The sequence below is a fragment of the Stieleria sp. JC731 genome, from assembly GCF_020966635.1.
Lineage (GTDB): Bacteria > Planctomycetota > Planctomycetia > Pirellulales > Pirellulaceae > Stieleria.
Genome location: NZ_JAJKFQ010000029.1, coordinates 256,419 through 281,519, shown reverse-complemented (window position 1 = coordinate 281,519; position 25,101 = coordinate 256,419). Strand labels below are relative to the sequence as shown.

At 54.5% G+C, this 25,101-nt stretch carries 17 protein-coding genes; 10 read left to right on the top strand and 7 right to left on the bottom strand.

Annotated elements, in window-relative coordinates:
• The first annotated feature begins 62 nt into the window (after positions 1 to 62).
• On the top strand, positions 63 to 1,802 hold the full coding sequence (locus LOC67_RS25785) for a hypothetical protein (protein WP_230265730.1): 1,740 nt from the start codon (positions 63 to 65) through the stop codon (positions 1,800 to 1,802).
• A 37-nt stretch (positions 1,803 to 1,839) separates the two neighbouring features.
• Here LOC67_RS25785 and tatC read toward each other — a convergent pair whose 3' ends face one another.
• Complete coding sequence (gene tatC, locus LOC67_RS25780; protein WP_230265729.1) at positions 1,840 to 2,964, bottom strand: twin-arginine translocase subunit TatC; 1,125 nt, start codon at positions 2,962 to 2,964, stop codon at positions 1,840 to 1,842.
• Positions 2,965 to 3,405: 441 nt separating this feature from the next.
• Here tatC and LOC67_RS25775 point away from each other — a divergent pair, with 441 nt between their 5' ends.
• Positions 3,406 to 4,383 carry a type I phosphomannose isomerase catalytic subunit gene (locus LOC67_RS25775; RefSeq protein ID WP_230265728.1) on the top strand — a complete coding sequence of 326 codons (978 nt, stop codon included), beginning with the start codon at positions 3,406 to 3,408 and terminating at the stop codon, positions 4,381 to 4,383.
• A gap of 93 nt (positions 4,384 to 4,476) precedes the next feature.
• Here LOC67_RS25775 and LOC67_RS25770 read toward each other — a convergent pair whose 3' ends face one another.
• Positions 4,477 to 5,697, bottom strand: coding sequence for a DUF1559 domain-containing protein (locus LOC67_RS25770; RefSeq protein ID WP_230265727.1), 1,221 nt, complete (start codon positions 5,695 to 5,697; stop codon positions 4,477 to 4,479).
• Positions 5,698 to 6,065: 368 nt separating this feature from the next.
• On the opposite strand from LOC67_RS25770, the gene LOC67_RS25765 reads away from it, so the two are divergent.
• Positions 6,066 to 7,187 carry a cysteine desulfurase family protein gene (locus LOC67_RS25765; RefSeq protein WP_230265726.1) on the top strand — a complete coding sequence of 374 codons (1,122 nt, stop codon included), beginning with the start codon at positions 6,066 to 6,068 and terminating at the stop codon, positions 7,185 to 7,187.
• Between the two features lie 73 nt (positions 7,188 to 7,260).
• Here the strand turns inward: LOC67_RS25765 and LOC67_RS25760 are convergent, their stop codons facing one another.
• Complete coding sequence (locus LOC67_RS25760) at positions 7,261 to 10,140, bottom strand: TolC family protein (RefSeq protein ID WP_230265725.1); 2,880 nt, start codon at positions 10,138 to 10,140, stop codon at positions 7,261 to 7,263.
• 597 nt (positions 10,141 to 10,737) lie between these two features.
• On the opposite strand from LOC67_RS25760, the gene LOC67_RS25755 reads away from it, so the two are divergent.
• Positions 10,738 to 12,177 (top strand): hypothetical protein, encoded by a 1,440-nt coding sequence (locus LOC67_RS25755; protein ID WP_230265724.1) that lies wholly within the window; start codon positions 10,738 to 10,740, stop codon positions 12,175 to 12,177.
• Between the two features lie 56 nt (positions 12,178 to 12,233).
• On the opposite strand, the gene LOC67_RS25750 is transcribed toward LOC67_RS25755, so the two are convergent.
• Positions 12,234 to 12,722, bottom strand: a complete 489-nt coding sequence (locus LOC67_RS25750; RefSeq protein WP_230265723.1) for a CBS domain-containing protein — start codon at positions 12,720 to 12,722, stop codon at positions 12,234 to 12,236.
• A 306-nt stretch (positions 12,723 to 13,028) separates the two neighbouring features.
• On the opposite strand from LOC67_RS25750, the gene LOC67_RS25745 reads away from it, so the two are divergent.
• Positions 13,029 to 13,508 (top strand): hypothetical protein, encoded by a 480-nt coding sequence (locus LOC67_RS25745; protein ID WP_230265722.1) that lies wholly within the window; start codon positions 13,029 to 13,031, stop codon positions 13,506 to 13,508.
• Between the two features lie 282 nt (positions 13,509 to 13,790).
• Here LOC67_RS25745 and mfd read toward each other — a convergent pair whose 3' ends face one another.
• Complete coding sequence (mfd, locus tag LOC67_RS25740) at positions 13,791 to 17,120, bottom strand: transcription-repair coupling factor (RefSeq protein ID WP_230265721.1); 3,330 nt, start codon at positions 17,118 to 17,120, stop codon at positions 13,791 to 13,793.
• A gap of 374 nt (positions 17,121 to 17,494) precedes the next feature.
• On the opposite strand from mfd, the gene LOC67_RS25735 reads away from it, so the two are divergent.
• Complete coding sequence (locus LOC67_RS25735) at positions 17,495 to 18,538, top strand: Gfo/Idh/MocA family protein (RefSeq protein ID WP_230265720.1); 1,044 nt, start codon at positions 17,495 to 17,497, stop codon at positions 18,536 to 18,538.
• Between the two features lie 183 nt (positions 18,539 to 18,721).
• Here the strand turns inward: LOC67_RS25735 and LOC67_RS25730 are convergent, their stop codons facing one another.
• The gene (locus LOC67_RS25730; RefSeq protein WP_230265719.1) at positions 18,722 to 20,365 is read right to left on the bottom strand and encodes a hypothetical protein; all 1,644 of its coding nucleotides are present in this window, start codon (positions 20,363 to 20,365) and stop codon (positions 18,722 to 18,724) included.
• Positions 20,366 to 20,471: 106 nt separating this feature from the next.
• On the opposite strand from LOC67_RS25730, the gene LOC67_RS25725 reads away from it, so the two are divergent.
• Complete coding sequence (locus tag LOC67_RS25725) at positions 20,472 to 21,455, top strand: DnaJ C-terminal domain-containing protein (protein ID WP_230265718.1); 984 nt, start codon at positions 20,472 to 20,474, stop codon at positions 21,453 to 21,455.
• A 443-nt stretch (positions 21,456 to 21,898) separates the two neighbouring features.
• Positions 21,899 to 22,318 (top strand): ribonuclease P protein component, encoded by a 420-nt coding sequence (gene rnpA / locus LOC67_RS25720; protein ID WP_230265717.1) that lies wholly within the window; start codon positions 21,899 to 21,901, stop codon positions 22,316 to 22,318.
• Positions 22,319 to 22,370: 52 nt separating this feature from the next.
• On the opposite strand, the gene LOC67_RS25715 is transcribed toward rnpA, so the two are convergent.
• Entirely contained in the window at positions 22,371 to 23,183 is an 813-nt protein-coding gene (locus LOC67_RS25715; protein ID WP_230265716.1) for a sensor histidine kinase, read from the bottom strand.
• Between the two features lie 584 nt (positions 23,184 to 23,767).
• Between LOC67_RS25715 and LOC67_RS25710 the strand changes: the two genes are divergently transcribed.
• Together LOC67_RS25710 and LOC67_RS25705 are read left to right on the top strand one after the other, a co-directional pair.
• Positions 23,768 to 24,010: a hypothetical protein gene (locus tag LOC67_RS25710; RefSeq protein WP_230265715.1), complete on the top strand. Its 243-nt coding sequence runs from the start codon at positions 23,768 to 23,770 to the stop codon at positions 24,008 to 24,010.
• A gap of 59 nt (positions 24,011 to 24,069) precedes the next feature.
• Entirely contained in the window at positions 24,070 to 25,026 is a 957-nt protein-coding gene (locus LOC67_RS25705; RefSeq protein ID WP_230265714.1) for a lysophospholipid acyltransferase family protein, read from the top strand.
• The last annotated feature ends 75 nt before the right edge of the window (positions 25,027 to 25,101 follow it).

The window sequence follows — 25,101 nt, the reverse complement described above, 5'->3', positions numbered from 1 at the left end:
AATTCGCGATTCAAATGATGAAGGCAGTGCCCGACTGTCTCGCCTTGTTTAAGGATATAGGAATGAAACGTTTAAGTGTTCAGGCTTTGGAAAGTCGAAAACTTTTGGCCGGTGACATCGGACTGGTCGACACAACACTGCACATCGAAGGAACGGCCGGCAACGACATCGCCGAAGTTTACACTGTCGAGAATTCGGTTGTTGTCAAACTGCAATCGCTTGACTCCGAAGGCCAAGTGACCGATTCGGAAGAGCAAACATTTGATGCCGCCGCGATCGACAAAATTATCTTCGAAGCATTTTCTGGCGATGACTTGCTGGTCAATGACACGTCGATCGATTCGATCATGCGGGCCGGTGGCGGGAACGACGTGCTGATGGGCGGATCGGGAAATGACATCCTGGTTGCCGGTGCGGGTTCCGATGTCATCCTCGGCGGTGGCGGTGATGACATTTTGCTAGGGGGCACTGGCGAGAACATCGTGATCGATTCAGATCCTGGGTCCGCAGACTCCGGTGATGATGCTGCAGCTGACGACACTGTTGGTGACGCGGATGCTGTCGACCAAACCGATTCAGAAGCGGATGCTCCTGTCGCCGAAGACGACACTGCGGTGGATGACACCGGTGACCAGCCTGCCGGCGATGGCGATATCGATCCCGAAAACAACACGGACGACGTCGTAGTCGACATCTTGGATGATTCGGACAGTCCCGTTGATTCAACTTGTGGCAGTGCAGGTACACAACCGGCGGATGACGCAATGCCGGTTGAGGATACCCTTCCAGCTGAAGACACATTGCCAGCTGAAGACACATTGCCAGCTGAAGACACATTGCCAGCTGAAGACACATTGCCAGCTGAAGACACATTGCCAGCTGAAGAAGTCGCCGACTCCGGAGAGGCAGTTGATGAGACCGACGTTGTTGCGGACCTGGACGTTGACTTTGCAGGCGATGACCTGATGGACGAGGAGTTCATTGCTGAGTCGACGACTGAGGAACAGGCGATCGACAATGGTGGACTACTTGATGAGGAATTGGTTGACGAAACTGCGGTTGGTGATGAAGCGACCGAGGTAGAAGTGATCGATGAATTTGTCGACGAAACTGTCCAGCAGGATTCCACCGAAGGCGAAGTCATCGGCGAAGACACCGCCGATGAAGTCGTCGCTGACGAAACGGTTGCCGAGGAAACACTCATGACCGAGGAAGTCGATTCAGCGACCGAAGAATGCGATCTAGAAACTGCCGATGACTTGTCGGGTGATGGATCTTCGACCGACGAGCAAATGGTTGGCGAAGAAACGAGCGAACCAGTATCCGAAACGGACAGCTCTGATCCGGAAGTCGACATCGTTACCGAAGCGATTGACGAAACGGTTGTCGATGAACCGGTTGCGACTGACGACACCACCAGTCCCGACATGGCAGACGACGGAGCCGTTGTTGAAGATACCGTTGACGAAGCAATCGACGAGCCTGTTGATGAGCTTGCCGATGAACCAGTTGCCGAGGATACAACCGGTGGCGACAGCGCTCCTAGCGACGTGATTGATCAGCCCGTTGCCGGTGGTGACGAACTCGATGACGATGATCAAGCTGCAGACGAGTCAATGGAAACTGTTGAGGACGACGCTCCTGTCGCATCCGCCGAAGATGAAGGTGACGACGATGTCATCTTCGGTGGTGCCGGAAACGACTGGATCTTCGGTGAAGGCGGCGATGACACCGTCTTTGGTGGAGATTCACCGCTGAGCGAAGAAACCTTGGCTGCATTGCTGGGTGACCGTCTTGCCTAGTGCCTTGGCATGACGATCGGCACGGCAGGGAAGCCGGTTACGCCGGGTCGTACGCACCGCTACCCAAACCGGGACCACGCGGGATAAAGTGGCACATCAAAATGCCCATGAAATACAAGAACATCAGCGGGATCGCCAAAGCAATCATGCTGGTCACATCGGCTGGAGTCAGGATCATCGAAAGGAAAAAGATCACCAAGATCGCGATTCGCCAACTGCCCACGTAAGCGGCGGTTTCGATCAGCCCGATTCGCTGTAGGAACAGCATCACCAGTGGAAGCTGGAACGCCAAGCCGAATCCCAACGGCAGCAACAAAACAAAGTTGATGTAGTGCGTCAGCCGCGGTTCCATCTCAACATCCATGCTGCCATTGAATGCCAACAGGAAGTTCAGCACGTAGTGCAGTACCAGGAAGAACGCCAGCACGACGCCGCTAACGAACAAGGTCACGCTGACGGGCAAGTAAATGTAAACGTACTTTCGCTCGTGTTGGTGTAGTCCAGCGGCAATGAACTGCCAAAGAAAATAGAACACCGCAGGGGACGAGACCACAGCACCGACGATCAAGCCGGCTTTGACCCAGATCATGAACGATTCTTCGACTTTCAGTGTTGTCAGTCCAGTCGTGTCGCGGATCAGTTGGACTTTGGGGATCAACTGATCGGGGCTAGGAAGGGCATGCAAAAGTGCTTTTAAGTCGCTTCGATCCAATTTTTGGCCATCAGCGACTTGGACGACTTTGCCATCGGATTTTTTATCCAAGTCGTCAGTTGCAGCGTCCTTCTTGTCAGCTGTCTCGGGAGATGATGGCTTCGCGACCAGTTCTGCCGTCGCCGGCGTTTGAAACTCGGACGGGATTTCGTAGACCACCTGCCATTTCAGCGATTGCTCAACCAGTTTGGGCAGCAACGCTTTGACTTTGGGATCATTGAGGTCTTCATAACCCAGCATCGCTAGGTTCTTCTTAGCGTTGAAATCCAGGATGGCTTCTTTAAGCGGTTCGGAAACGTATCGAACGACCTTGTTCGCAACGGTCAATCCGATGCCTAGACCTATGGCCAAAGCGAGGATTGCCCTGATCAGACAATGGCGCAACTCTTCCAAGTGTTCGCCAAAGGTCATCGTCGAGTTTTCGAACAGGTCGTCCTGCTTACGATTCACCTTGTTCGTCGAGTTTTTGTTCGTCGAGTTTAGATTCGCTGTGCTGGATGAATGTTTGGGTGTGGCATTCACGGCGATTAAACCTTTGATTTAAAACGAAACGGTGAGGTTGGAACGTTTGCGGTGATTCAGCCCTTGCTACCCAAACAGCGTGTGAATTTGGTTCTGAAGCTCGGAAACTCAGATGCACATCGCTAGCGGCGTTCGGTGGGGCTGGGTGACGGGGTTGGAACTGCCAGATAGAATGCCGCGGCGGAGGGGGGCGGTAGCTGGCTGTTCAAGCAGACGTCTGTAAAAGAGCAGACGCTCCGAGAGCACGACTGGCGTCATGGATCGATCAGACCCGGTCGTGAGGATCGCTTCACCAACATTAAAACCTAACAAACGCTGGTTTGTCACCAGTGAATACGATTTTTCCCGGCCATTCTCAGAATTTCAGACATGACAAACCGACCTGGTTACCCGCTGATTTTCCGTCCACTGATTAAACAGACCATCTGGGGCGGCACAAAACTCGGCACGATGTTAGGAAAAAGTATCGGCGACGAGGGCGATTACGCCGAAAGCTGGGAAATCGTCGACCATGGAGATGACCAAAGTGTCCTGACAAATGGAGCTTTGGCAGGAAAAACACTAGCCGATTTGATTGCCGAAGACCCGAAATGGTTGTTCGGAAAGGCTACAACCGAGCGGAATTTTCCACTGTTGCTGAAGTACCTCGATTGCAACCGCGTGTTGTCGGTTCAGGTTCATCCCGATGATGCCTATGGTGCCACGATGCCGGTTCCAGACCTAGGGAAAACGGAGGCTTGGTACGTTGTTGATGCCGAGCCCGGATCACTGATTTATGCCGGGCTGAAAGCCGGCGTGGGCCGAGCCGAACTTGCTGATGCTGTCCAAGCTGGTCAGACCGAGAGCGTTTTGCACTCGTTTTGTCCCAGCCCCGGCGATTGTGTGTTTATCCCCGCGGGAACCGTCCATGCTTTGGGAGCCGGATTGGTCATCGCCGAAATTCAACAATCCAGCAACACAACGTTTCGCCTGTTTGACTGGAATCGCGTCGGTGCCGATGGGCAACCACGCCCGTTGCATATCGAGCAATCGTTGGATGTCACCGACTACGAAAGCGGTCCAGTTCCGGCACGCAAAAGCCAACAAGGCGTGCAAGGCTGGCAGCGTCTGGTGCAGTGCGACAAATTCAGTTTGGATGCGATGGAGTCCGGGCAGGGTGACGTCGGTGGTGATGGTCGGTTCCATATCCTGACTGTGCCACGCGGTTCGGCCAAACTGACGACCGAGGCAGAGTCGATCACGATCGAATGTGGGCAGTCCGTGTTATTACCAGCCGCGATCGATAAATGTTCGGTGCAGGTTGAGGCTGATTCCACGCTGCTGCATGCTGAGTCGCCACAGGACTGATGAATTAATAACGCTGACAGTTCACTGAATGAAAAAACGCCCTGGCTTGATCGAAAGCCAGAGCGTTCTTGAAGTTCGAAATGCGATTGGTGATCAGTCCAGCTGATCGGTCAGTAAGAAGTCTTGGAATGGAACTTCGCTCTTGACGCCATTGGGGGTCAGGATTGCTTGGTAAACACGGTAGTCGATCGATTGAGTCAGTGAACGAACCGATCCGTCTGCCATACAGGTATTGACCAAACCTGGGTGCATCGATGATGGACGTGCGAGGTCACGACAGTTGCCATAGTTCATCGTCATGACATCGATTCGGTCGGCCGCTTGGTTGGAAGCTCCGCCATTGATCTTGTGAACCGATGCAACGGCGGGGTAAGTGCCGATTCCGTTGTCGTCTTCCAAGTGCCAGACCATCCCGGTGGTGAACTTTCCACGGAGCATTGCTTGAAGCATGGTCGGGGCACCACTGCTGCTGGCATTGGTCCAATTCAGGTTACCGGAGGCGTCGAAGTCTTGCAGGTCAGTTGCGGTCAGGTATCCCGGCGCGAACCAAGATTCGGCTTGAACGTTTTCGCCAAACATTGCGGTTTGGGGGCGGCCGTCTCGGATATCGTCAAGGGTCATGTCTTGGCCGACGGTAAAACCCGAAGGAGGGCTGCCGACATAGCCAAGATTGAACAGGCCGTTGAACTTGTCTTCGGCGCGGGCGAACACTTTCAACGCATCTGGATTGGTGTAGTTGTCGATCGCATTGGCAACAAATCGTCCGGGCGTGGAACTGCTTTTCCCGTTCGCGAATCCGGCATCAACCGAACCGGTGTTCAAGACGTAGGTGTTCCAGCCTCGTGGGCCTTTTTCGACAGTGCTACTTGGGCAGCGGAGGATGCTCAGCGTTGGAGCAGAGTTCTTGTTGAAACTGGTTCCCGTCGCGTCAATGACTGGAAACTTGGCCATTTGCCAGCGGTCGGCAAGTGGCTGGTTGTCGAGGTAAGACAGCAAAGGAACGGCGTAACCGCCGACCTTGACGTGTGGTGGAATGGCTGCCGGAGATGCGGAATCATCGGCTGGGTCGGGCAATCCCGCTCCTGCGAAATCGAACACGCCATATGCCGTGATGTAATGGGGTAGGCGTTTCTTATCGGTGTGAAAATTGTGGGTCGCGATTCCCAGTTGCCGCATATTGCTTTGGCAATTGGCATTTCGCATTGCTTCGCGAGCAGCCTGGACTGCCGGCAGCAACAGGCCGACCAGGATTCCGATGATGGCGATGACCACCAATAGCTCGACCAAGGTAAAACCAAGTCTTTGACGTTTCATTTGCTCGCACTCCGGACAAAAAGAAGAGAAGAGACCGCAACCTGATCGTCAGGTCGATGCATGCGCGAACGCGTCGTCACATTGGTACCCAGAAGCATACGTCGGCATCCGCTTGCCGCCGCGAATCGCATTATCACCGCAAATTCGAATTCTTGCAAATAATAAATGGATCACCAATAGTGAACCGCTCAAGTTAGGGGTTCTTTGGGGATTTGGCGGAAAATGCGAAGCTATGGGAAAGACGAAAAGTCATTGGACTGTTCCTACGAGGGGCTGCAGCCACAGACATTTGCGACTGAGCAACTATTCTGTCTGGTTGTGCTTTCCCCTCCCGCTTCGCTACTCATCATTCAGGACACGCGATTCGAGTGTCACTGCTCTATCTCGACTACAACCGGACCACGCCCCTCGCCCCTTCAGTGCTGGAGGCGATGCAACCCTACTGGTCCACTCATTATTTATTGCCCGGGCAGCAGCACGCGCATGCACATGCGGTCAGTGAAGCGCTGGAAAGTGCGCGAGAATCCATCGCCGCGATGGCGGGCTGTGAATCTTTCGAAATCGTTTTCACCAGTGGCGGAACCGAGGCAAATAACCTCGCGATTCTTGGTGCCCTGAACGCCGCCAAGCCCGGCCACATTTTGGTTAGTGAACTAGAGCACGAATCGGTGCTTGGCCCAGTGCTTGGTTTGGCTGGCAGAGACGAGCGTTGGGAGGTGCAGACGATCCCTTGTCAAACTGATGGAACCGTCGACCCGTTGGTCGTCGAGGCAATGCTGCGTGATGACACACGATTGGTGTGCTTGCAGGGAGCCAATGCGATCCTGGGGACAATCCAACCGGTGCGAGAAGTCGCGGACCGTTGTCATAACCGTGGCGTCAGTTTGCACTGCGATGCGACACAAATGTTTGGCAAGGTTCCCGTTGACGTGAAGTCACTTCGTGCGGATACCGTCGCAATCAGCGGGCACAAGTTTTACGGCCCCAAGGGTTCTGGAGCGGTTTACGTCCGTCGTGGTTTGAAACTTGATCCGATCACTTTCGGTGAGCCACGGGAGATGGGGCTCCGGCCTGGTGCGGAGAATGTGCCAGCCTGTATCGGGCTTGGTGCAGCGTCCAGTTTGGCAGAACGCTATAGCGCGAGTGCGAACGATCAATTGGCCGAACTGAGAAATCAATTCGTCCAACGCTTGTACGAGCAGATGAGTGATCCGCCGATCGTTCTATGCGAAGACACTGCGAGGCTTCCCAACACTGTCGCACTGGAATTGCCGGGGGAAGCACGCCGATTGGTCGAGTCGGCGCGAGAGCTGGCGATCGCATCGGCGCAAACCGGTACGCCACCGGATGAATTCACCCGGACGCTCCGCGCGATCGGTCGAACCGAATCACAAATCGGTCGAACGATTCGTGTTTCTGTCGGCTGGACCACTAGTAGCGAACAGATCGATCGAGCTGCAGATCTGATCGCCACTGCGTATGACTGCTAGATTGCGACTGTCATTGGCGGCGACTCCTTTCGCCGCAACAAGACAGCCGCACGGGCCTCATCGCTGAGACAGATTACTCTTTCGCCGGTTGCTCGAACTTCACTTGGTCAACATGGTGCACATGATCCGAATGATCGAGGTGCTCATGTTGATGATCAAACTCCAGCAGCGCCGGTTCGCTGATCATGATCGGGCTGTAGTTCGGCGGTTGAGGCTGTTGGCGAAGTGGAATGCAGCAGTTGGTGCAGTTTCCATTGGGCAACGCTTCAACAGTGGTTCCTGGCAGGCTTAGCAGGTAGTCCGGGTCAAGCTCTTCCTGGTCGATCCACATGCCTTCCGGAGTAATCTCCATCGTGCCGAGGTCAAACTGCAGGTTCCGGCGAAGCACTTCATAGTTCACATAGACGTTCAGCAACGTGTTCTGTGCGTTCAACAGTGCTGTCAACGCGGTGATCGTGTCTCGTGCCGCGGTCGGACCGCTGCTCAAGCCCCGTGCGTCTCGCAGTTCGCGAATGTCTTCGTTCAGTTCGATCTGGTCCGTCGCGATTCGCACGCTTTGGCGACCGTATTCGAACGTGATGCGGTTCGCTTGCAGTTGACGGATTTGGTTCCTTAGCAATCGCCAGATGCCATCTTCGTACTGATAGTAACTGCGTTTGGCTTGCTCGAATGAAATCAGGGCTTGGCGATAGGTATTGCGTTCTTGCAGTCGGGTGATTGGTGCGTCCCAACGCAATCCCATCCGCAATGCGGAGTTGTCCTTGTTGAACGACCATGGGCTGTTCCCATCACCGCCGACAGATCCTGAAACGGTGAGGTCCAAGCCGCTTTCAAGAGCATCCGCGTTGAACTCGATCAGTCGCCATTGATCCACCAAGGAGGCTCGGCTGTTTGCCCAGTCACGGCGGTTGCGTCGAGCGATTTCGAAAGCTTCGGTCGGTTCGATATCGACAACCGGCAGCAACGCACTTTCGGTGCGTGCACGTGCTTGGAACAGTTGCAATTGCAAGACGTCATCGCCGAGCTGCAACATCATGTCTTGGATTTCCAAGATCACGTTTTCACGCAAGTTGTCCGCCAGTTCCTTGCCTTCGGTTTGATTCGCGTTCGTTGCCAGCATGTTGTCCAAACGAGCTTCGATGGTGTTGACCTTCTGGACATATTCCGCGTACCGGTCAAGCAGCTTGCCAAGGTCTTCGCTTAGCTCACTTTGCAGGGATTTCAGCGGTTCGACATCGAACAACGACTCATCGATGCTGTCGACATTTAGCAGCGTGCAAATCTTTTCTCGTTCGGTTTCATAAAGATGCAACAACTGCTCGTTTTGCTGCAACCGTTTGGGAACCGCATCGGCGAGCAATTCGATGTCCGCACGGACTCGATCGGCGTCTTCGGTTTGCAACTGATTTAAGAAGTCTTTCAGCGGGCCGAGTTCACTGTGAATTTTACGCAACGATTCGGCGATGTTGTCCGACCAAGTCATCGTCGAAACTGGCAAGCCTGTTTCCGGATCGATCTCCTGACGGGTCTCTTCAAGAATCGCGATGTTCTGCAAGCCGATGTTGCGGCGGATATCAACCAACTCGGTTCGGCGAGAACGTAGGTCGGTATCGATTAGCTCAAAGCGTTGCAGGTAGGGATCTTCCAAGCGGACACAGATGTATGGTGGAAGTCCCAGGTCGGTCAGGAACGAATCCAACGATGCTTGAAAGTCTCGTTGGTCGCCAACGAGAACGGTTTGACGTTGAAGCAGCTCACTTCGTTGCTGGGCGACTTGTAATCGTTGGCTAACAATTTCTTGCGGGTCGTCTGGAATCGTGGTGAGTAACTCGACCAAGGTGTTTTCCAAAACCAATAGCGTTTCGGAAAGCCTGGCGATGTTCTCTTGTTGGTTGCGGATCTGTACCTGCGTTTGCAGCAGCCCCAGGAATCCTCCGGCTTGGGCTCCGGCGAAGCCACCGCCGCTGACACCACCGCCGCCACCGAGGCCACCGAAGCCGCTGCCAACCCCGCTGAATCCTTGCAGGCCGACGCCGAAGACACCACCGCTACGCGAAACGGTGCTTTCGGTGTTTCGACCGATTGTGATGTTCAAGTAAAAGCTGCGGCGATAGCGTTCAAAGGCACGGACGTTTGACAGCAGTCGCCGTTCGGACAATGTCAATCGTTCCATGACAACGTCACGACCTGCGTTCAGCAAGAACGGTTGCAGGAACGTGAAGTCCAGCAGTGTATTGGCGGACTGCGCGTTCGGGCCGTTGAGGGTCCAAACGATTTCGTTGGCAAGTCCGACGACCAACTGGCTGCCGGTCGCGAAAGCCCGGTTCATCGTTAAGTCGCGATCGAGGCCGATCGAAGACGATCCGGATCCAGATGCGTTGAAGGTGGCACCCGAGTTGGCAAAGAACTGCGTATCAAATCGGAACCGTTCGCTACTGACGTCCAGTGCCGACAGATAAAGCTGTTCGATCTGTTGCTGATAGTCCGGCGAGTGCAGCAAGGCCAACTGCACGGCGGTGTCGTTGTTGAGAACCAAGACACCGTTTTCATCCAGCGGAAGGAACTGCCACCAGTCGGGGCTTTCGGCTGCATTGGTGATTCCGGCGGCTTCCCACATGGGGTAGCCGCGGCGTCCGTCGACGCACTGCATGTACCGATTCGATGCGGGGTCGTCCAACGGCATCGGTTGGAAATCCAGATCGAACGGGTTGAACATTCGACTGCGGCGATCGGCATAAACGTTAAAGTCAGCCGTCGGTCGTCGGGCCAAATGAGAAGACTTTTCCTGCAGCAAACAGCTGACCTCTTGGTCGGCTTGTTTGCGGTAGTATTGACGATGACAACCGGGCACCGAAAACAGCGATGCGGTCGCGGTTGAAAGCCCAAAAATGCAGCCCAGCAATCGGTGACGCTTGCTTGCTTTCGATAGACTTCCTTTTCCCTTCGTTCTCATCTGTGTCACGCCTTTAGGAATCCAGAGATTCGGTGCTCACGGGGCAGCCGGTCGCGATCCTTGCGAAAATCACTGCCAACGGATCGAGCCATTCAGCCCGTAATGGCGGAATGACTCACCCATCGAATCGGATCAGATCCAGCGGTGCCATCAGAACAGCTGGCACATCCGCAACCCTTCGTAAGCCACACGCACGGGTTGTTCAGCCTGTGCGGGTTGTTCGGATTAGCGCGGACGGACCGATCAGGTGTGCTTTTTGCTTTCGAGAAGACAAATCATGCAAAATTTTGACCGAGCTCCCTCAGCCAGCGTGATGGCTCATCAAGGGGGCGTGGATCCTCCAACGGCCTCAAAACCGGCCCAAAATCCTGCGGAATTACCCCTCAGACGGGATTCATCATTGTTTCCAGCGGGTGTTCCGGGCCGAATACCTAGAAAAGCTTGACGGTCTATCTTGCCCAACTTAGTATCCATCGGTCTAAATCCTGCTACTTTTCCGATCCAAACTCGCCGTCTAGGCCCGTCTGTAATCACAATCGTTGATCTCAGCCAGCGTTCCCTCCCCTTCGGCCTCGTCCGGCAGCGTCACAATTAACAATGAAATTCGCACTCCTAGCAGTTCTATTGGTGATCCTGATCGCGTTCATCGTGATGGTCGTCAAGGCTGCGAAAAACTGGCGTTGGTACCACATCACCAGTGCCGTGATCACGATGCTGTTGGCGATCACTTTCTTGTTTCCAACGGCTGCGGCACTGAAAAGTCGCCAAGCTTGGCACAAGATCAAAGAGGACTTGGAAAAGCAACTTGCGGAAGTCAAAGCGCAGAACCAGTCGCTGCAATACGGTGACCCGACCGACCCGTCGGCCCCTCCCGGAGTGAAGGCGGTTTCGCTGGAACTGTCAAAGCTCGGTACCGAAGCTGGGCGTCGCTGGCGCAGCTTGCAAATGACGGACAACGACGGCAATGGCCAAATCACACTTCGTACGTCTGGCCAAGCAGATCCTTCCGTCGCGATTCCTGGTGCCGATCCCGCTGCCGCGCCAGAACCCGCTGGTCCCTTGGTACCCGTCGGCTTGGTTGTCTATGGATTTGCCGAAGGTCAGGTCCCCAATGTCGAACAAACCGTACCGCTAGCCTACCTAGGTGAATACAAAGTCACTGCTAGCACCGGCAGCACTGTCACCGTAACGCCAACATTCGCACTTGAGCCTAACCAGGTCAATTTGATCGGTAGTGGCCAAGCTCGTCTTTGGTCGCTCTACGAAATGCTGCCTCTGGACGGGCACGTCCCCTTCATTGCCGAAGGAAGTCGACCTTCGGACGATAACGCTCTCGGTCGTGTTGACGACCAACTGGTCAACGCGCTGCTCAAAAATGCGAAGCCAGAAACGATTCAGGCTTACCTACGCGATGGAACTCGCGAGGCTCCTGAAGACCCCGCCGCACGTTGGGTGAAGATCAAGTTTGACAAGAAGTGGGAAATCGACGTCGATAGCGAAGAACAACGCGGAGCCCTTGAAGGCGGTTTCTTTGACAACTCTGGTCGCGCGGTCGATAGCCGATTGCAACGTTCCGATAACGGTAAGGTCAGTTTTGCTGTCGGCGATACGATCATCGTCAAAGAGGAAGCCGCTCGCCAATTGATCAACCAAGAGCAGGTTGCGTCTTTGGTCGACACCTATTACCTGCGGCCACTGAACGACTATCGCTATATCTTGCGAAAGATCCGTCTGCAGATTCGGGAAATGGATATCCGCATCACCGAGATGGAATACCAAAAGAAGATTCTTGAAGCAGCCATCGCAGCGACGGTCGACATGCTTGCGACCCGTCAGGATGAAAAGTTGAAGCTGGAACAAGACCTGGCTCAATACCAAGTCGAGAACAAAGCGTTGCAGGAATACTTTGGACAAATCCGCGACGAACTGCGTGAGATCAAAGAAGCTTCGTCGGCGTTGTTCAAAGACAACTACCGACTGATGCTTCAAATCAAGCAAGCTTCATCCGCTGCAGAAGCCAAACTGACGGAAACCTGAGCGGTCTGGTCATGGACACGCGATGGCAAACGACCGATGGCATCCGTGTCTTGAGGCTATTTTCCGCTCGCTCGAAACGGGCGATCGATTCCGTCGACAACGGCACTAAGATAAAGTCCCGCTCCGCTTGCGACCGGCGTTTGGCGATTTAGGTTGCCGCGAACTTCTCTCATCACGTCGCGGCGTGAAATCTGTCCCAACAGTCGACCGTCTTCATCGAGAACAGGCAGCCTCCTACAGGCCGCGTCAAGAAACGTCTGTGCGATTGTCAGCAGGTCGGTTTCCGGCCGGATTGTCGGAGGGGTCGCATCGACGAACGACATCAGTCCCACAACAGGCATCTGTTCGTAGGCTGCATCGACAACGAAACGAATGCACGACTTTTCCGAGAAGATCCCCAGGAATCGTTTGTCTTCGTCAACGACGGGTGCACCCGAGATCCGGTGATGCAGCAGGACGTCCAACGCTTCCAGAACATCCATCGACGGTGACAGGGTCGTCAGATTAGAGACCATCATGTCGCGTGCGCATGTATGAGGCATCATCGCAATCGCTCCCAATTCAGAGTAGAAAGGTGTTCCGAAGATGGAACGGTTCCGTTCTTTTCAATTGAGTTGGCATAGTCAAGCAAATTCGTGATTGATCGCTTGGCGTCCATCCGACCGTTGAAGACGGCGAGCGGGCTATCGAATACATTGGAAGAATTGGGAATTGTGCTGTAGGACAGCGTTTTTCGTTATTTTGCAGGCTTGATGGTTCTGCAAAGCGTCCTTGTGATCAGTGCCCTAGCCGCCATGTGATTCTTTTCACAAGATTAGTGATTCTTTTCACAATCGAGGGAGTTTGTGTTGATGAAAGGCCAGTGGGTCGAGATCGAATTTGATTGTTTACCGCTGCGTAGCGTCTCGCGTTTTGATGCGCCGCTCGATGCGTCTCCCAAGTACGAAGCCTTTGTCCGTCGTGTCAAAGCGGCGATGGAAAAGCATGGATCGCACAATACGTACTACTTGCATCGCGGGACTTGCGTGTTCCGTTTGACCAACGCAGAGAATCGTGGTGAGATCGCATTTGCGTTCGAAGGCACCGCGCTGACTGGCGCAAAGGATGAAAAGACTCGTAGCGTCGATCTATCGGTCGAACTGCTGCGCGAAACCTGTGGTTGGCTTTCTCAACCGATCGTCGACTTCTTTGCCGAATCGGTTCAGCATGCGGTCTTGGTCGAATTTGATCGCTACATTGCGGCCGGTGATCTAACCAAAACACAGCAGCGGATCGAAAAGTTGAACGCGGAAAACGAAGCCGGCGAAGGCTTTGTTGGAATGTACCTTTAGTTTCGCGAAAACGGATCGTTGCTTCGACTGATCAGCGATTGACGCGTTGGTGACGCCTGGGAATTACAGACCAACGGCTGACGTCCGAAGCCTGTCGATTCGGTCGCTGGCTTTGTTTTTGTGTCCTTTTGTGATCTTCGTGGCCATTTGCTTCGGCAACGGTTGAGAATTTTGTGAGCGCTCGATTCGGCTTTCCTTCCAAGTACCGATCTTCAAGCTGAATTGTCAGCTGATACCGATCACGGCATCGCTTTGCGATTGAACGTGGACGTTCGATCGAAATCAGTTTCCCGATCGAAACGTCTTACGCGCCAGTTTTAGATAGCCACGGCCTGTGGGATCATCCATCTCGATCCCCGGATAATCCTTCGGGGGCCGTTCGGTGGTTCCCGGTTTACGTTGCGGACGCAGCGGGACATACGCTCGGCGGCCATCGACAATCCGTACCGGAAGGTCTGATCGTTTCGCCAGCAACTCCATTCGCCGCTTGTCGGTGTAGTGCAGCACCAGGAATCTCGCGTCACTGGTGATGGAACTAATTTGCCAAGCGGCCGCATCCAGTCGCAATTCGGCCAGTTCTAGCATCCGTTCGGCAGCTCCGGGAAGCAGTCCGAACCGATCGATCATTTCTTCGCGAATCGCGTTGATCTCTTCCGCGTCGGTCAGCTTGGCGATACGGCGATACAGGTCAATTTTGTGTCGCAAGTCAGGAACGTATTCCGGGTCCAGATAGGCTTCTACCGGAAGGTCGATATCAACATCTGCTGACAGTTCTGGGGGCAAGTTCTGGACTTGTCGAACGGCATCTTCGAGCAGGTGGCAATACATTTCGTAGCCGATTGCAGCGATATGACCACTTTGTTGACTGCCCAGCAGGTTGCCTGCCCCGCGGATTTCCAAGTCTCGCATCGAGATCGCAAACCCGGCGCCCATTTGGCTGAACTCTTCGATCGCCCGAAGTCGTTTTGTTGCTTCCGGCGACAGATGCTTGTGCGGCGAAACCAATAAGTAGCAGAACGCCTGGTGCTTATAACGTCCGACGCGACCTCGAAGTTGGTGTAGGTCGCTCAGACCGTAGTGATCGGCTTCGTCAACAAAAATCGTGTTGGCGTTCGGGATATCGAGCCCGCTTTCAATGATCGTCGTTGCAAGCAGCAGGTCGAACTTGTGGTCGATAAAATCAACCATCACTTGTTCAAGTGCACCCTCGGCCATTTGGCCATGGCCGATCACGATCCGCAGCTCGGGAGCGATTCCGCGAAGACGCTCGACAATCGCTTCCATGTCGCCGATGCGATTGTGAACCATATAGATTTGGCCGCCACGGTTCAGTTCTCGAACGATCGCGGTACGGATCAGTTTGTCGTCCCAGCGGGACACGGTGGTTTCGACGCTGCGTCTTTCCGCAGGCGGCGTTTCCAGATTGCTGATGTCGCGAACGCCAACCAAGGCCATGTGCAGGGTTCTTGGGATTGGTGTCGCCGAGAGTGTCAGCACATCGACATTGGAGTGTTTGTTTTTAAGTTTCTCTTTAACAGCCACTCCGAATCGCTGTTCTTCATCAATGATGACCAAACCGAGTTGGTTAAAGTCGACATCTTTCCCTGCGATGCGATGCGTGCCGACAACGATGTCAACTTTGCCGCTCTTGATGTCTTTGACCGTTTTGCGTTGTTCTGCAGCGGTGCAGAACCGACTGAGCTTTTCGATCCGAACCGGGAACTCCGCCATTCGGTTTTTGAAGTTGTGGTAGTGCTGTTCGGCAAGCACTGTCGTCGGAACCAACACGGCGACTTGATAGCCACTGGTGACCGCTTTGAATGCCGCCCGCATGGCGACTTCGGTTTTTCCGAATCCGACGTCACCGCAAATCAATCGGTCCATCGTCTTGGGTGACTCCATGTCATCTTTGACAGCGTCGATGGCTGTGATCTGGTCGGGAGTTTCCTGGTATGGAAAGCTTGCATCGAATTGCTGCTGCCAGACGTGATCGGGATCGTGCGCGATTCCTTGTCGACTGGAGCGTTTGGCCTGGAGCTCCAAAAGCTCCGAAGCCATGTCGGTGACGGCACTTTCAGCTGCCTTCTTTTGCCGCGCCCACGCTTGGCCGCCAACCTTCGCCAGCTTCGGCTGGGTTTTGGTGCCGCCGACATATCGCTGGATCAAGCCGATACGTGAAGCCGGCACGTAGATTTTTGAGCCACCGTCATATTCGATTACCAGGTGCTCGACATGCTGGCCATTCTTTTCGAGATGATCGAGTCCCAGGTACAGTCCGATGCCGTGGGACAGGTGCACGACCAGATCACCGGGTTCCAACTGCAGCGAATTGGTGATCGGTTTTCCCTGAGAACGCGACTTTCCCCGTCGTACCGGACTGCGATGAAAAAGTTCTGCGCCGGTGAGGACCAAGACGTTGGTCGACGTGAGTCGAAAGCCACCACTGATTTGGGCAACAGCAGGTTTGATGTGACCTTTTCGGGCAGCCTTTGTCTCTTGAAGCAGTTCGGCTAGCCGCTGGGCATCCGCAGGGGTGTCGCCGACGAGCAAGATTTCGTGGTCATCGGCGATCGAATCAATCTTGGAATGGGTTTCGTCCAGCGAAAGGGCGAACCCGTCAGCGCTGGTCGAGTGCAATTCGATGTTGGCTTCGCCACCTTCGTTCAACGTGGTCGCAGTCACAACTCGCAAATGTGACATCGACGCCAATAACGATTCAAAATCGGTGAACCCACTTTGATCATCCAAACGATTCAGCAACGTTTGTGCTGATAGCTTGCAGTCGTGCGGGTCAACCAAGATCACCAGTGTGTCATCGGTCAGGTACTGGCTGATTGGCCCCAGTTCGATATTCGAATCGAACGCCGTGTCGGCATCGTCGCTGATGTCGTGAACACCGACGGCGGAGATTTCGATCGATTGAACGACACCGATACTTCGTTGACTTCCCAAGTCAAAGTGGCGGATCGACTCGATTTCGTCGCCAAACCACTCGATGCGGATCGGGCTCGAATGATCGACGGAGTAAATGTCGATCAAGCCTCCACGCATCGCGAACTCACCGGGCAGTTGCACTGCCGTCGTCGATACGAATCCACTCTCCCGCAACCACTCGGCGACTTCGTCCATCGGAAGGTCCACGCCGACTTTGAATTCTCGTGTAGACGAATCCAATTGCGAGGGTGTGGGAACCAGCTGCAACGCACCGCCGATGTAGGCCGTCACCACCATCGGCGAGTCAGCGTCGACGCTGCGATTGCGCAGCTTTTGCAAGACTTGCAAGCGTTCTGCAAGTTCAGGGTCGGCCAGCGAGTGGGGGCCTCCTCGACCGACGCTAAGCGGCAGCGGATACGAATCGTCCACGCCAAAGGCGATCGAGTCCCCGGAAACCACATCGGCGTCAGCCGCCTGTGGGAGCAACATCAAAATGTTCGGGCTGGACTTTGCCGCCGCTGCTGCCAGCACCGCGCGCAGCGATCCCCAGACACCACTAAAGGCAACGCGTTCCCCCGGTTTGGTTTGGGCAAGCGTTTCGCTAATTCCACAATCCCGATCCAGGATTTCGACGATTTCCTGAAGGCGTTCGGTATGAAGCGAAGTAGCGACAGACACGGGCAAAACCAGAGGAAATGGGAAGGATGCGGTGAATCAAGCGAGTGTTTGATCGTAGCGGTTCAGCCAGTGGTCGCCCAGAGAGCCGAATGCCAACCGGGGCTGAATTGCCGCAGTGGTTGGATCGATTCGGCGAAAGCTTGAGGCCGCAATCGTGCTGACGATCTGGGTTTGACGATTCTGATAAGTGTTGAACTTTTGAAAGAACCGCAATTCGTAGCTTCAACCCACCAGCAACCGCTGGCAGTGTAAAAGGGGGGCGGTTCCCAAGGCCCACCCCAACGGAGACAATGGCCGATCAACTTTGACCTACCGTTGCGGAGTTTTCCATCTGTCCGCGACACCTTTCGACCCACCTGGGAGAGTCTTTTCCAATGAGCATCGGAATCGGAATCGTCGGATGTGGCATGATTGCCAACTTTCATGCCCGCGCTATCAAAGATGCCGAGGGTGCTCATTTGGTAGGTGCGACGGCGCGTCGAGCCGAACAAGTCGAAAAATTCAAAGCCGAACATGGATGCCAAGGCTACGCGACATTGGAAGAGATGCTCGCAGATGACTCGATTGGCGCCGTTTCGATCTGTACTCCCAGTGGTCTTCACATGGATCCCGCAATCGCTGCGGCAAAGGCAGGTAAGCACGTTATTGTCGAAAAGCCTCTTGAGATCACCACGGAACGGTGCGATGCGATTATCAAAGCCTGCCAGGAAAATGGCGTGCGTCTAACCGTGACATTTCAAAGCCGCTTTCACGAGTCCAGTCGGCTAATGAAAAAGGCGGTTGAAGAAGGGCGGTTTGGCAAAATCACGATGGGCGACGCCTATGTGAAGTGGTACCGAAGCCAAGAATACTACGACAGCGGCGCATGGCGTGGGACCTGGGAACTCGATGGCGGCGGTGCGTTGATGAATCAAGCCATTCACAGCGTCGATCTGTTGCTGTGGCTGATGGGGCCGGTCGAGCAAATCAGTGCGATGGCCGCAACCATGACTCACGAACGTATCGAAGTCGAAGATGTTGCTGTTGCCACATTGAAATTCAAAAACGGCGCTCTTGGCGTTATCGAAGCGACCACGACATCGTTCCCGGGTGCCCTGAAACGGATCGAAATCAGCGGCAGCGAAGGCAGTGCGATCCTTGAAGAAGAAGACATCAAGTTCTGGCAGTTTGCCAACGAAACGGACGAAGACGAACGCATCCGAAAAGAAATGATGGGCAAGACTGAAACCGGTGGCGGAGCCGCCGATCCGGCAGCGATCGGCCATCATGGACACACGATGTTGTTCGAAGAAGCCATCAGCGCGATCAATGAAAATCGACCTTCGATCCTAGACGGCGAAGAAGGACGACGCAGTGTCGAAGTCATTTGCGGTATCTACGAGAGCGCCAAGACGGGCAAGATCGTCACGCTCGGATAAGCTCTGACGCATTCAGTTAAAAGCTGCCAGCGAGTATGCCGTTTCGGCTTACTCGCCATTGGCCTAGCAGCCAGTATGTCTTCCATTGTCGTCCTGCACTGCGTGAAGGAAGCGTCACTCCCAATGTTATTGCGGAGTCCAAAGTGACTTCGTGAGCAATCAAACCTGCAATTCAACAGGTTGCTAGGGTAATGACTGTGAGTTGACGTTGCCTGCTTTCTGTTCCCAGAAACGGCGGGCCGCGCGAACAAAGGGGGCTTCCTTTTCAATGTCGTTTGGACGAGTCGCCGTCAGACGTTTCTCATAAGCGGATAGCCACTCGCGAAAGAAATCAACGCTCTCATCGCTGACACGTCTTTGTCCGTCATATTCGATCCACCATGGCGCTGTTACCGCGGCACGATAGTGGCCTTCATATAGCGTTAGCACTCGCATGATCACCCAGCCGCTTTCCTGTGCTTCGATCGGGGGAATCTTTCCACCGGCTTTTGCGAATTCGTCCAGTCTTGCGCTGTAGTGAACTCGGTTGTTGTGGATTACTTCCAAATAGTCGACCGGGTCTCGAACCGTTAAGTTCAGTTCGGGGAACAACTGTAGTACCTCACCACGACGGCTTTCGAACACGTGTCCGGGTAGCTCGCCCGCAAGGCGGGGACGGAGCAACGGGCCGTTGGTCGCAACACTGCATCCGTTCCAAACTTGTGACCACCATTGTTCCGGTGTTGTGGGAATCTTTGGTCCGTATTCATTGGGGACACTGACATACAATCGGTTGTAGCCTACCGGATGTTTTGCAGACTCATCTCCACCACCGGCAAGCGGTACGGCTTCGATCCCCGCATCCAACATGTGTCGGTAGATTCGCTCGGCAAAGCGACCCACCTGGGTTGGCTCTCGCAGTGAAAACGCTTGCTCGTTGCGACCTTCGCGAACCTGGTAGATCGTCTTGTCAAGACGCAGCCAATCACCGAGCACGAAGACACCTCGGACGCGACCGCTTGCTAGCCAGATCGGAAGCTCCCAGGCGAAGGGATTTTCGATCGCGACTTTGACTTCATCAGGATTGGCATCATCATCGTTGGCAACCGCAACAAGGGCTTCGATGGATGATTCGCAGTTTTCAATCTTGGCTGTCAGTTCGTCATCGGTTTTGTAAAAGATCAGGCCCTGATGCGCCGTCACATCGCTACGGATCCAAGCCGGGTCATGCTCGATCGGTTCATCTCGATCTCGACGAGGAATGGGCTTTGCCGGTTCGTCGCCCAATACGGCCGCGACGTGCAGGTCTTCGGATGCCATCCGGAGCGGCAAGCTTTCTGAACTGGGAACCACGCAGCAGTCACCCGACAGCCAGCCTTCGTCCTTCATGTTGATCATGCGAGGCAGCGAAACCGTTTTTTCGTCCAGGCTGGTTTTCTCCAGCGTGAAGTTGCCTCCGACTGTCCGATATTCCGGCCCTCGAACAATTTCGAATCGGTAGGCACTGTCGGGAAGTTCCAAGACAACACTGCGGTCGACAACGACGCCGATACCTGCCGAGACGGTCTGCCGAATCGGCACCGTTTTGTCACGCTTTCCTGGTGTCACTCGAAAAAATTCGACGCGCGAGATGACCGGATCGTGGCTCGTTTCGTCCTCTAAATTCAGGATCAAACTGCCACCGGCGGCAACCACGCGTCGGGCTGGCAAAATGGCAAGTGATCCAGCCAGTCCGAAAACGATGAATGTGCAAAGTTGACGGAAAATACGGTCACATCCAGTGATTTTGATGGGACAGGGTTCGGACCTGGCGACGTGAAAAGTAGCGTTATGGCGCAAAGATTGCATCCTTCCAAAGGGTTTTGTTTGTCCTGCCAAGATCGTCTCCGTTGCAGTATAAAAGGCGGGCCGAATCGAGGCCGACTTCCATTTAACCGCATAGTGCAAATTCATCGTGTCAGAAGACCTTTATCAAATCCTGGGGGTATCCCGAAACGCGTCAAAGGATGAGATCAGAAAAGCGCACCGAAAGCTGGCTCTGAAATACCATCCTGACAAAAATCCCGGTAAGGATGCTCAGGAAAGATTTAAGCGAATTCAGGAAGCGTATGACGTTTTAAGCGACGACGACAAACGCGCCGCATACGATCGTTACGGTTCTGATTTTGAACGAATGCGTGGGGGTGCACATCCAGGCGGCGGTGCAGGTTTCGACGGACTCGACTTGGACCAGATCTTTGGTCAAGGCGGTGGACGCGGCGGCAATGCTGGCGGCGGTTTTAATTTCGAAGGCGGCTTCGGCGATTTCTTCGAGCAAATTCTTGGTGGCCGCGGGGGCGGTGGACGTTCTGCCGGCGGGCGAGCCGGTGCGGGGCGTGGGGCAGCGACGCACCAACGTGCACCACAGAAAGGTGGCAACATCCGGCACGAATTAGAATTGCCTTTGGAAGTCATCGTGCGAGGTGGGGAGACGGAGTTCTACCTGAACAACGAAAAGCTGGCCGTGAACATTCCTCCTGGAGTCGCCGAAGGCGCGAAGATGCGTCTGCGCGAACAAGGCAGCCCATCACCCAACGGCGGTCCACGTGGTGACTTGATACTAATCATCAAGTCGACTCCGCATCAATTTTATAAACGCCACGGTCAGAACCTTGAACTGACATTGCCTGTCACAATCAGTGAGGCGGTTTTGGGTGCCAAAGTCGATGTGCCCACACCAGCCGGAACGCTGACGATGAATATCCCCGCCGGAAGCAGCAGTGGACGGAAACTTCGGCTCAAAGGCCAAGGCATTCAGCCCAAAACGGGCAACGCAGGAGACTTGATCGTGCAGTTGCAGATCAAGGTTCCCGAGACGGTTGACGATCCCTCACGTGAGTTGATCGAGAAATTCGCCGAGCTCAATCCTCAGTCGGTACGCGAAGAGATCTCGTTTTAGGGTCAAGGTTGGAGTACCCCTCACAGTCCCTGTGACGAACTGCTTGTTTAGTATCCGTCACAGTCTCTGTGACGCTCCACTTATTTTGTATCCGTCACAGTCCCTGTGACGCCGGGGTATGTTTCGTGGTGTTGTGCTGTTGGTGGCAGTCGGCACGGCGGAGCGTGCCGGGTACTTTGGGTGCTGGAATAGTACCCGTCACAGTCCCTGTGACGCCGGGGTATGTATCGTGGTGTTGGTCTGCTGGTGGCAGTCGGCACGGCGGAGCGTGCCGGGTACTTTGGGTGCTGGAATAGTACCCGTCACAGTCCCTGTGACGCCGGGGTATGTTCCATGGTGTTGGGCTGCTGGTGGCAGTCGGCACGAGGGAGCGTGCCGGGTACTATGAGGATGCTCAATTCCAAGTACAAACATCTCACCATTTTCAGAGGGCGAGAGCGACAATGCAGCCATCGACGAAGGCAACTTCGAAACGATTGTTCCCAAAGTCGATGCGCGTTGTCAGCGGTCGTGAGTTCACGCTGGTTTTGCGACGCGGTGCTTGCGCGGCCGACAACTGTCTCGTTGTTTTTGCGGTCCGCCAATCAGCTCAAGCTCCGAGCAAGCGAAAGAGTCGCATCGCATCGGTTAAGAAACGCCTGGGAATCACAATCCCCAAGAAGACCGGCAACGCCGTGGTGCGAAATCATTGGAAACGCCTCATCCGCGAATCCTTTCGCACTCAACAAGAACGCGTTCCCGCCGGGTTTGACTTTGTGGTGCGTCCTAAGAAAGGTGCCGTGGCAGACTGGAAAACGATTCAAAAATCGATTCCCAAGCTGACCCAGAAAGCGGTGCGGCGATTGGAATCGTCGCGAAGGTGATCGCGACGATTCGTTGGTCATTGAAAGCTAAAAATGATTTGCCGATCGATCGCTAGCTTGCCTTTCGCAAACGGATCGTGAAGGCGGTGCCAACGCCGACGCTGCTTTCCACACGAATCTTTCCGTTGTGTGCATCGATGATTTCTTTGCAAGCCGAAAGGCCCAAACCGGTTCCGCCTTTTCCTGATTCGTCTGGACCGCTCTTGGTTGAAAAGAACGGTTCAAAGATTTTAGGCAGTGTGTCTGAGGGGATACCGCATCCGCTATCTCGCACCATCACTTCGACGTGTTCGCCGTCGTCGCTATTGCGTACCGCAAGATACAGATTGCCGCTCTCGCCGATCGCTTGCCGTGCATTAATCAACAAGTTCAGTAAGACGCGTTGGATCTGATTTCCGGCAGCCATCGCTTTGGCGGCGTCTTCGGCAAACTCGGTATTCACGCTGACGCGGTACTTGTTCATCTCTCGTTCAAGCAACACCATCGTGTCTTTGACTAGGGCCACCAAATCGGTTGGCTCCATGGCGTCCGATCGGTTTCGCGCTTGTGCCAGAATCGTGGTCGTGATGCGAGCGGCACGTTCGGAAGCTTCGAGGATTTTTCCGAGTGCTTTGTCGCGGGATGCATCGTCGCGATTGCGAATTCCCAGCCGGGCGTAGTTGATGATCGTCATCAAGACGTTGTTGAACTCGTGCGTCGCCGTGCTTGTCAGTTCGCCCAACGATGCCATCGCTTGGTTTTGCCGCAACTGAGCTTTCAGCTGACCGATCAATTCGGTTTGGTCAACTTCGCCATTTCCGATGGCCGCCGCGTGAGGACGATGGGATGTGATTGGAGAGACCGGTTGGGGCGATGGCTGATTCATGATTTCCGTAGGGTCGTCGGAAGACGGTTCAATTCGGCTCGGCATCGGTGCGGTTTGACTCGAGTCATCTCGTTGGTTTGAAATGTTGGTCGTCGGTTGCTTTGGACTGGACCCTTGCCAAGGGTCGAATCCGTCGCCCGTCTTTGAGAACTCGTTGTGAAAACCTGAAGCGTTAGTCGTGGCAGCAAAGTCACGAACCGCTCATCTGCGATGTGAGACACCAAATGGACTCGCCGTCGCTATCTATTTACACCGGTTTTCGATCAGCCCCAAAGTTCGCTGTCCTGGTTTGCGGGATAGGACAGGACGATGCCAGTTTCTCAAACCAAGTCGCGTTCAGTCGCTGCACAACGACGAATGCGGCACCACATGATCTATCGTCTGGTGAGGCGGTGCTGCTATACCTGCCCTTGGACGCAGGTGCAGCTTTCCCGTGCTTTGCAGGCCTTTGCAACCGGCAAAGTCATTGAGAGGTTTGCTAGCAGACGACTGCTAGAAGACCATTGCTAGCGAAATTCTGCGGAAGCGGTTAAAACCTGCCTCGAAACCGTCATCGGATCGACAAACGAAGGAATAGGAAGTCCATGGAGAGCTACAGCAGGGCGAAAGGCAGGCCCAACGTTGCCGAGCGGCTGAAGTTGGCGATCCGCCAAGCGAAAGAACTTGGTTTTGATGTGCGACGAATTGTGCTTGAGGATCAACAGCCAGGTTGGTGCCAAGTCGGATCGAAACGCATTTTATTCTTAGACCTGTCATCAACGACTACTGAGCAACTCGATCAAATCACGCAGATTTTGGATTCTTACACTGCGGTGGCGCCCGCGTAGCGATTGCACATCCTTCAGGAATATTACTGAGAACCTGAGTTGATTGGTCGGCCGGATTGATGGTTAAGTCTTTTGCCCTTACCGCATCGAATTTCGCCTCTTACTTGTTGGTGCGATTATTTGTTGCCGTCGTTCAAGTGATGCCGTTGGACATGGGGGATTCCATGTGCCGAGGGCTTGCCTGGCTGGGCGCCAGGGTTTTTCGAATTCGCCATCGCGCGACGAAAGAGAATCTTTCCAAAGTGTTTCCCGATGCGTCGGCCGAACAGCTTCGTGAACTAGAACTCGCGATGTGGCATTCGCTGATGTTGATGATTTGTGAGATCGCTTGGGCGGGACGTCGACTGCACCTGACCAATTGGAAGCAGTACGTTCGGTTTCGCAATCAGGAGGGGATCCTGCGCAATTGCCTTTCGCACCGACCCGTGGTGATGGTGTCGGGGCATTTTGGCAACTTCGAAATCGGTGGTTACACCGCCGGCTTGATGGGCTGTGAAGCGACAACAATTGCAAGGCGATTGGACAACCCGTTCTTGCATCATTGGGTCGAACGTTTTCGCAGTGCGAAAGGCCAGCGATTGCTTGACAAAGATGGCTGTGCCCAGGAAGTCGATCAGCACTTGGCCGACGGAGGGATGTTGGCAATCTTGGCCGATCAGCATGCGGGCCCGAAAGGCTGTTGGGAAAAGTTCCTGGGGGTTCACGCGTCCTGCCACAAGGCATTGCCCTTGTTTTCACTCGGAAGCGGCGCGCCGATGATTGCCGGTGCGACTCGTCGACTGAACCATAAACCGATGCAGTTCGAGTCAGCTTGTATTGGCGTGGCTGACCCCGCGAATGATCCCGAAGGCCACTGTCAGTCAGTGCAGACTTTGACGCGGTGGTACAATCACCAACTCGCCAAAAGTGTCGGTGAAGCGGTCGAGCAGTACTGGTGGCTGCACCGCCGCTGGCGGCAGCCGCCTCCAAGGATTGCGAAGCGGCTTGCGAAAACCCAACCTGCAAAAGCAGCCTAGTGGTTCATACCAATGCGATTTTAGAATTAGCCGCTTGGCGTTAGCCACGGTTTCAGTGCAAAAACCTCGGCTAAC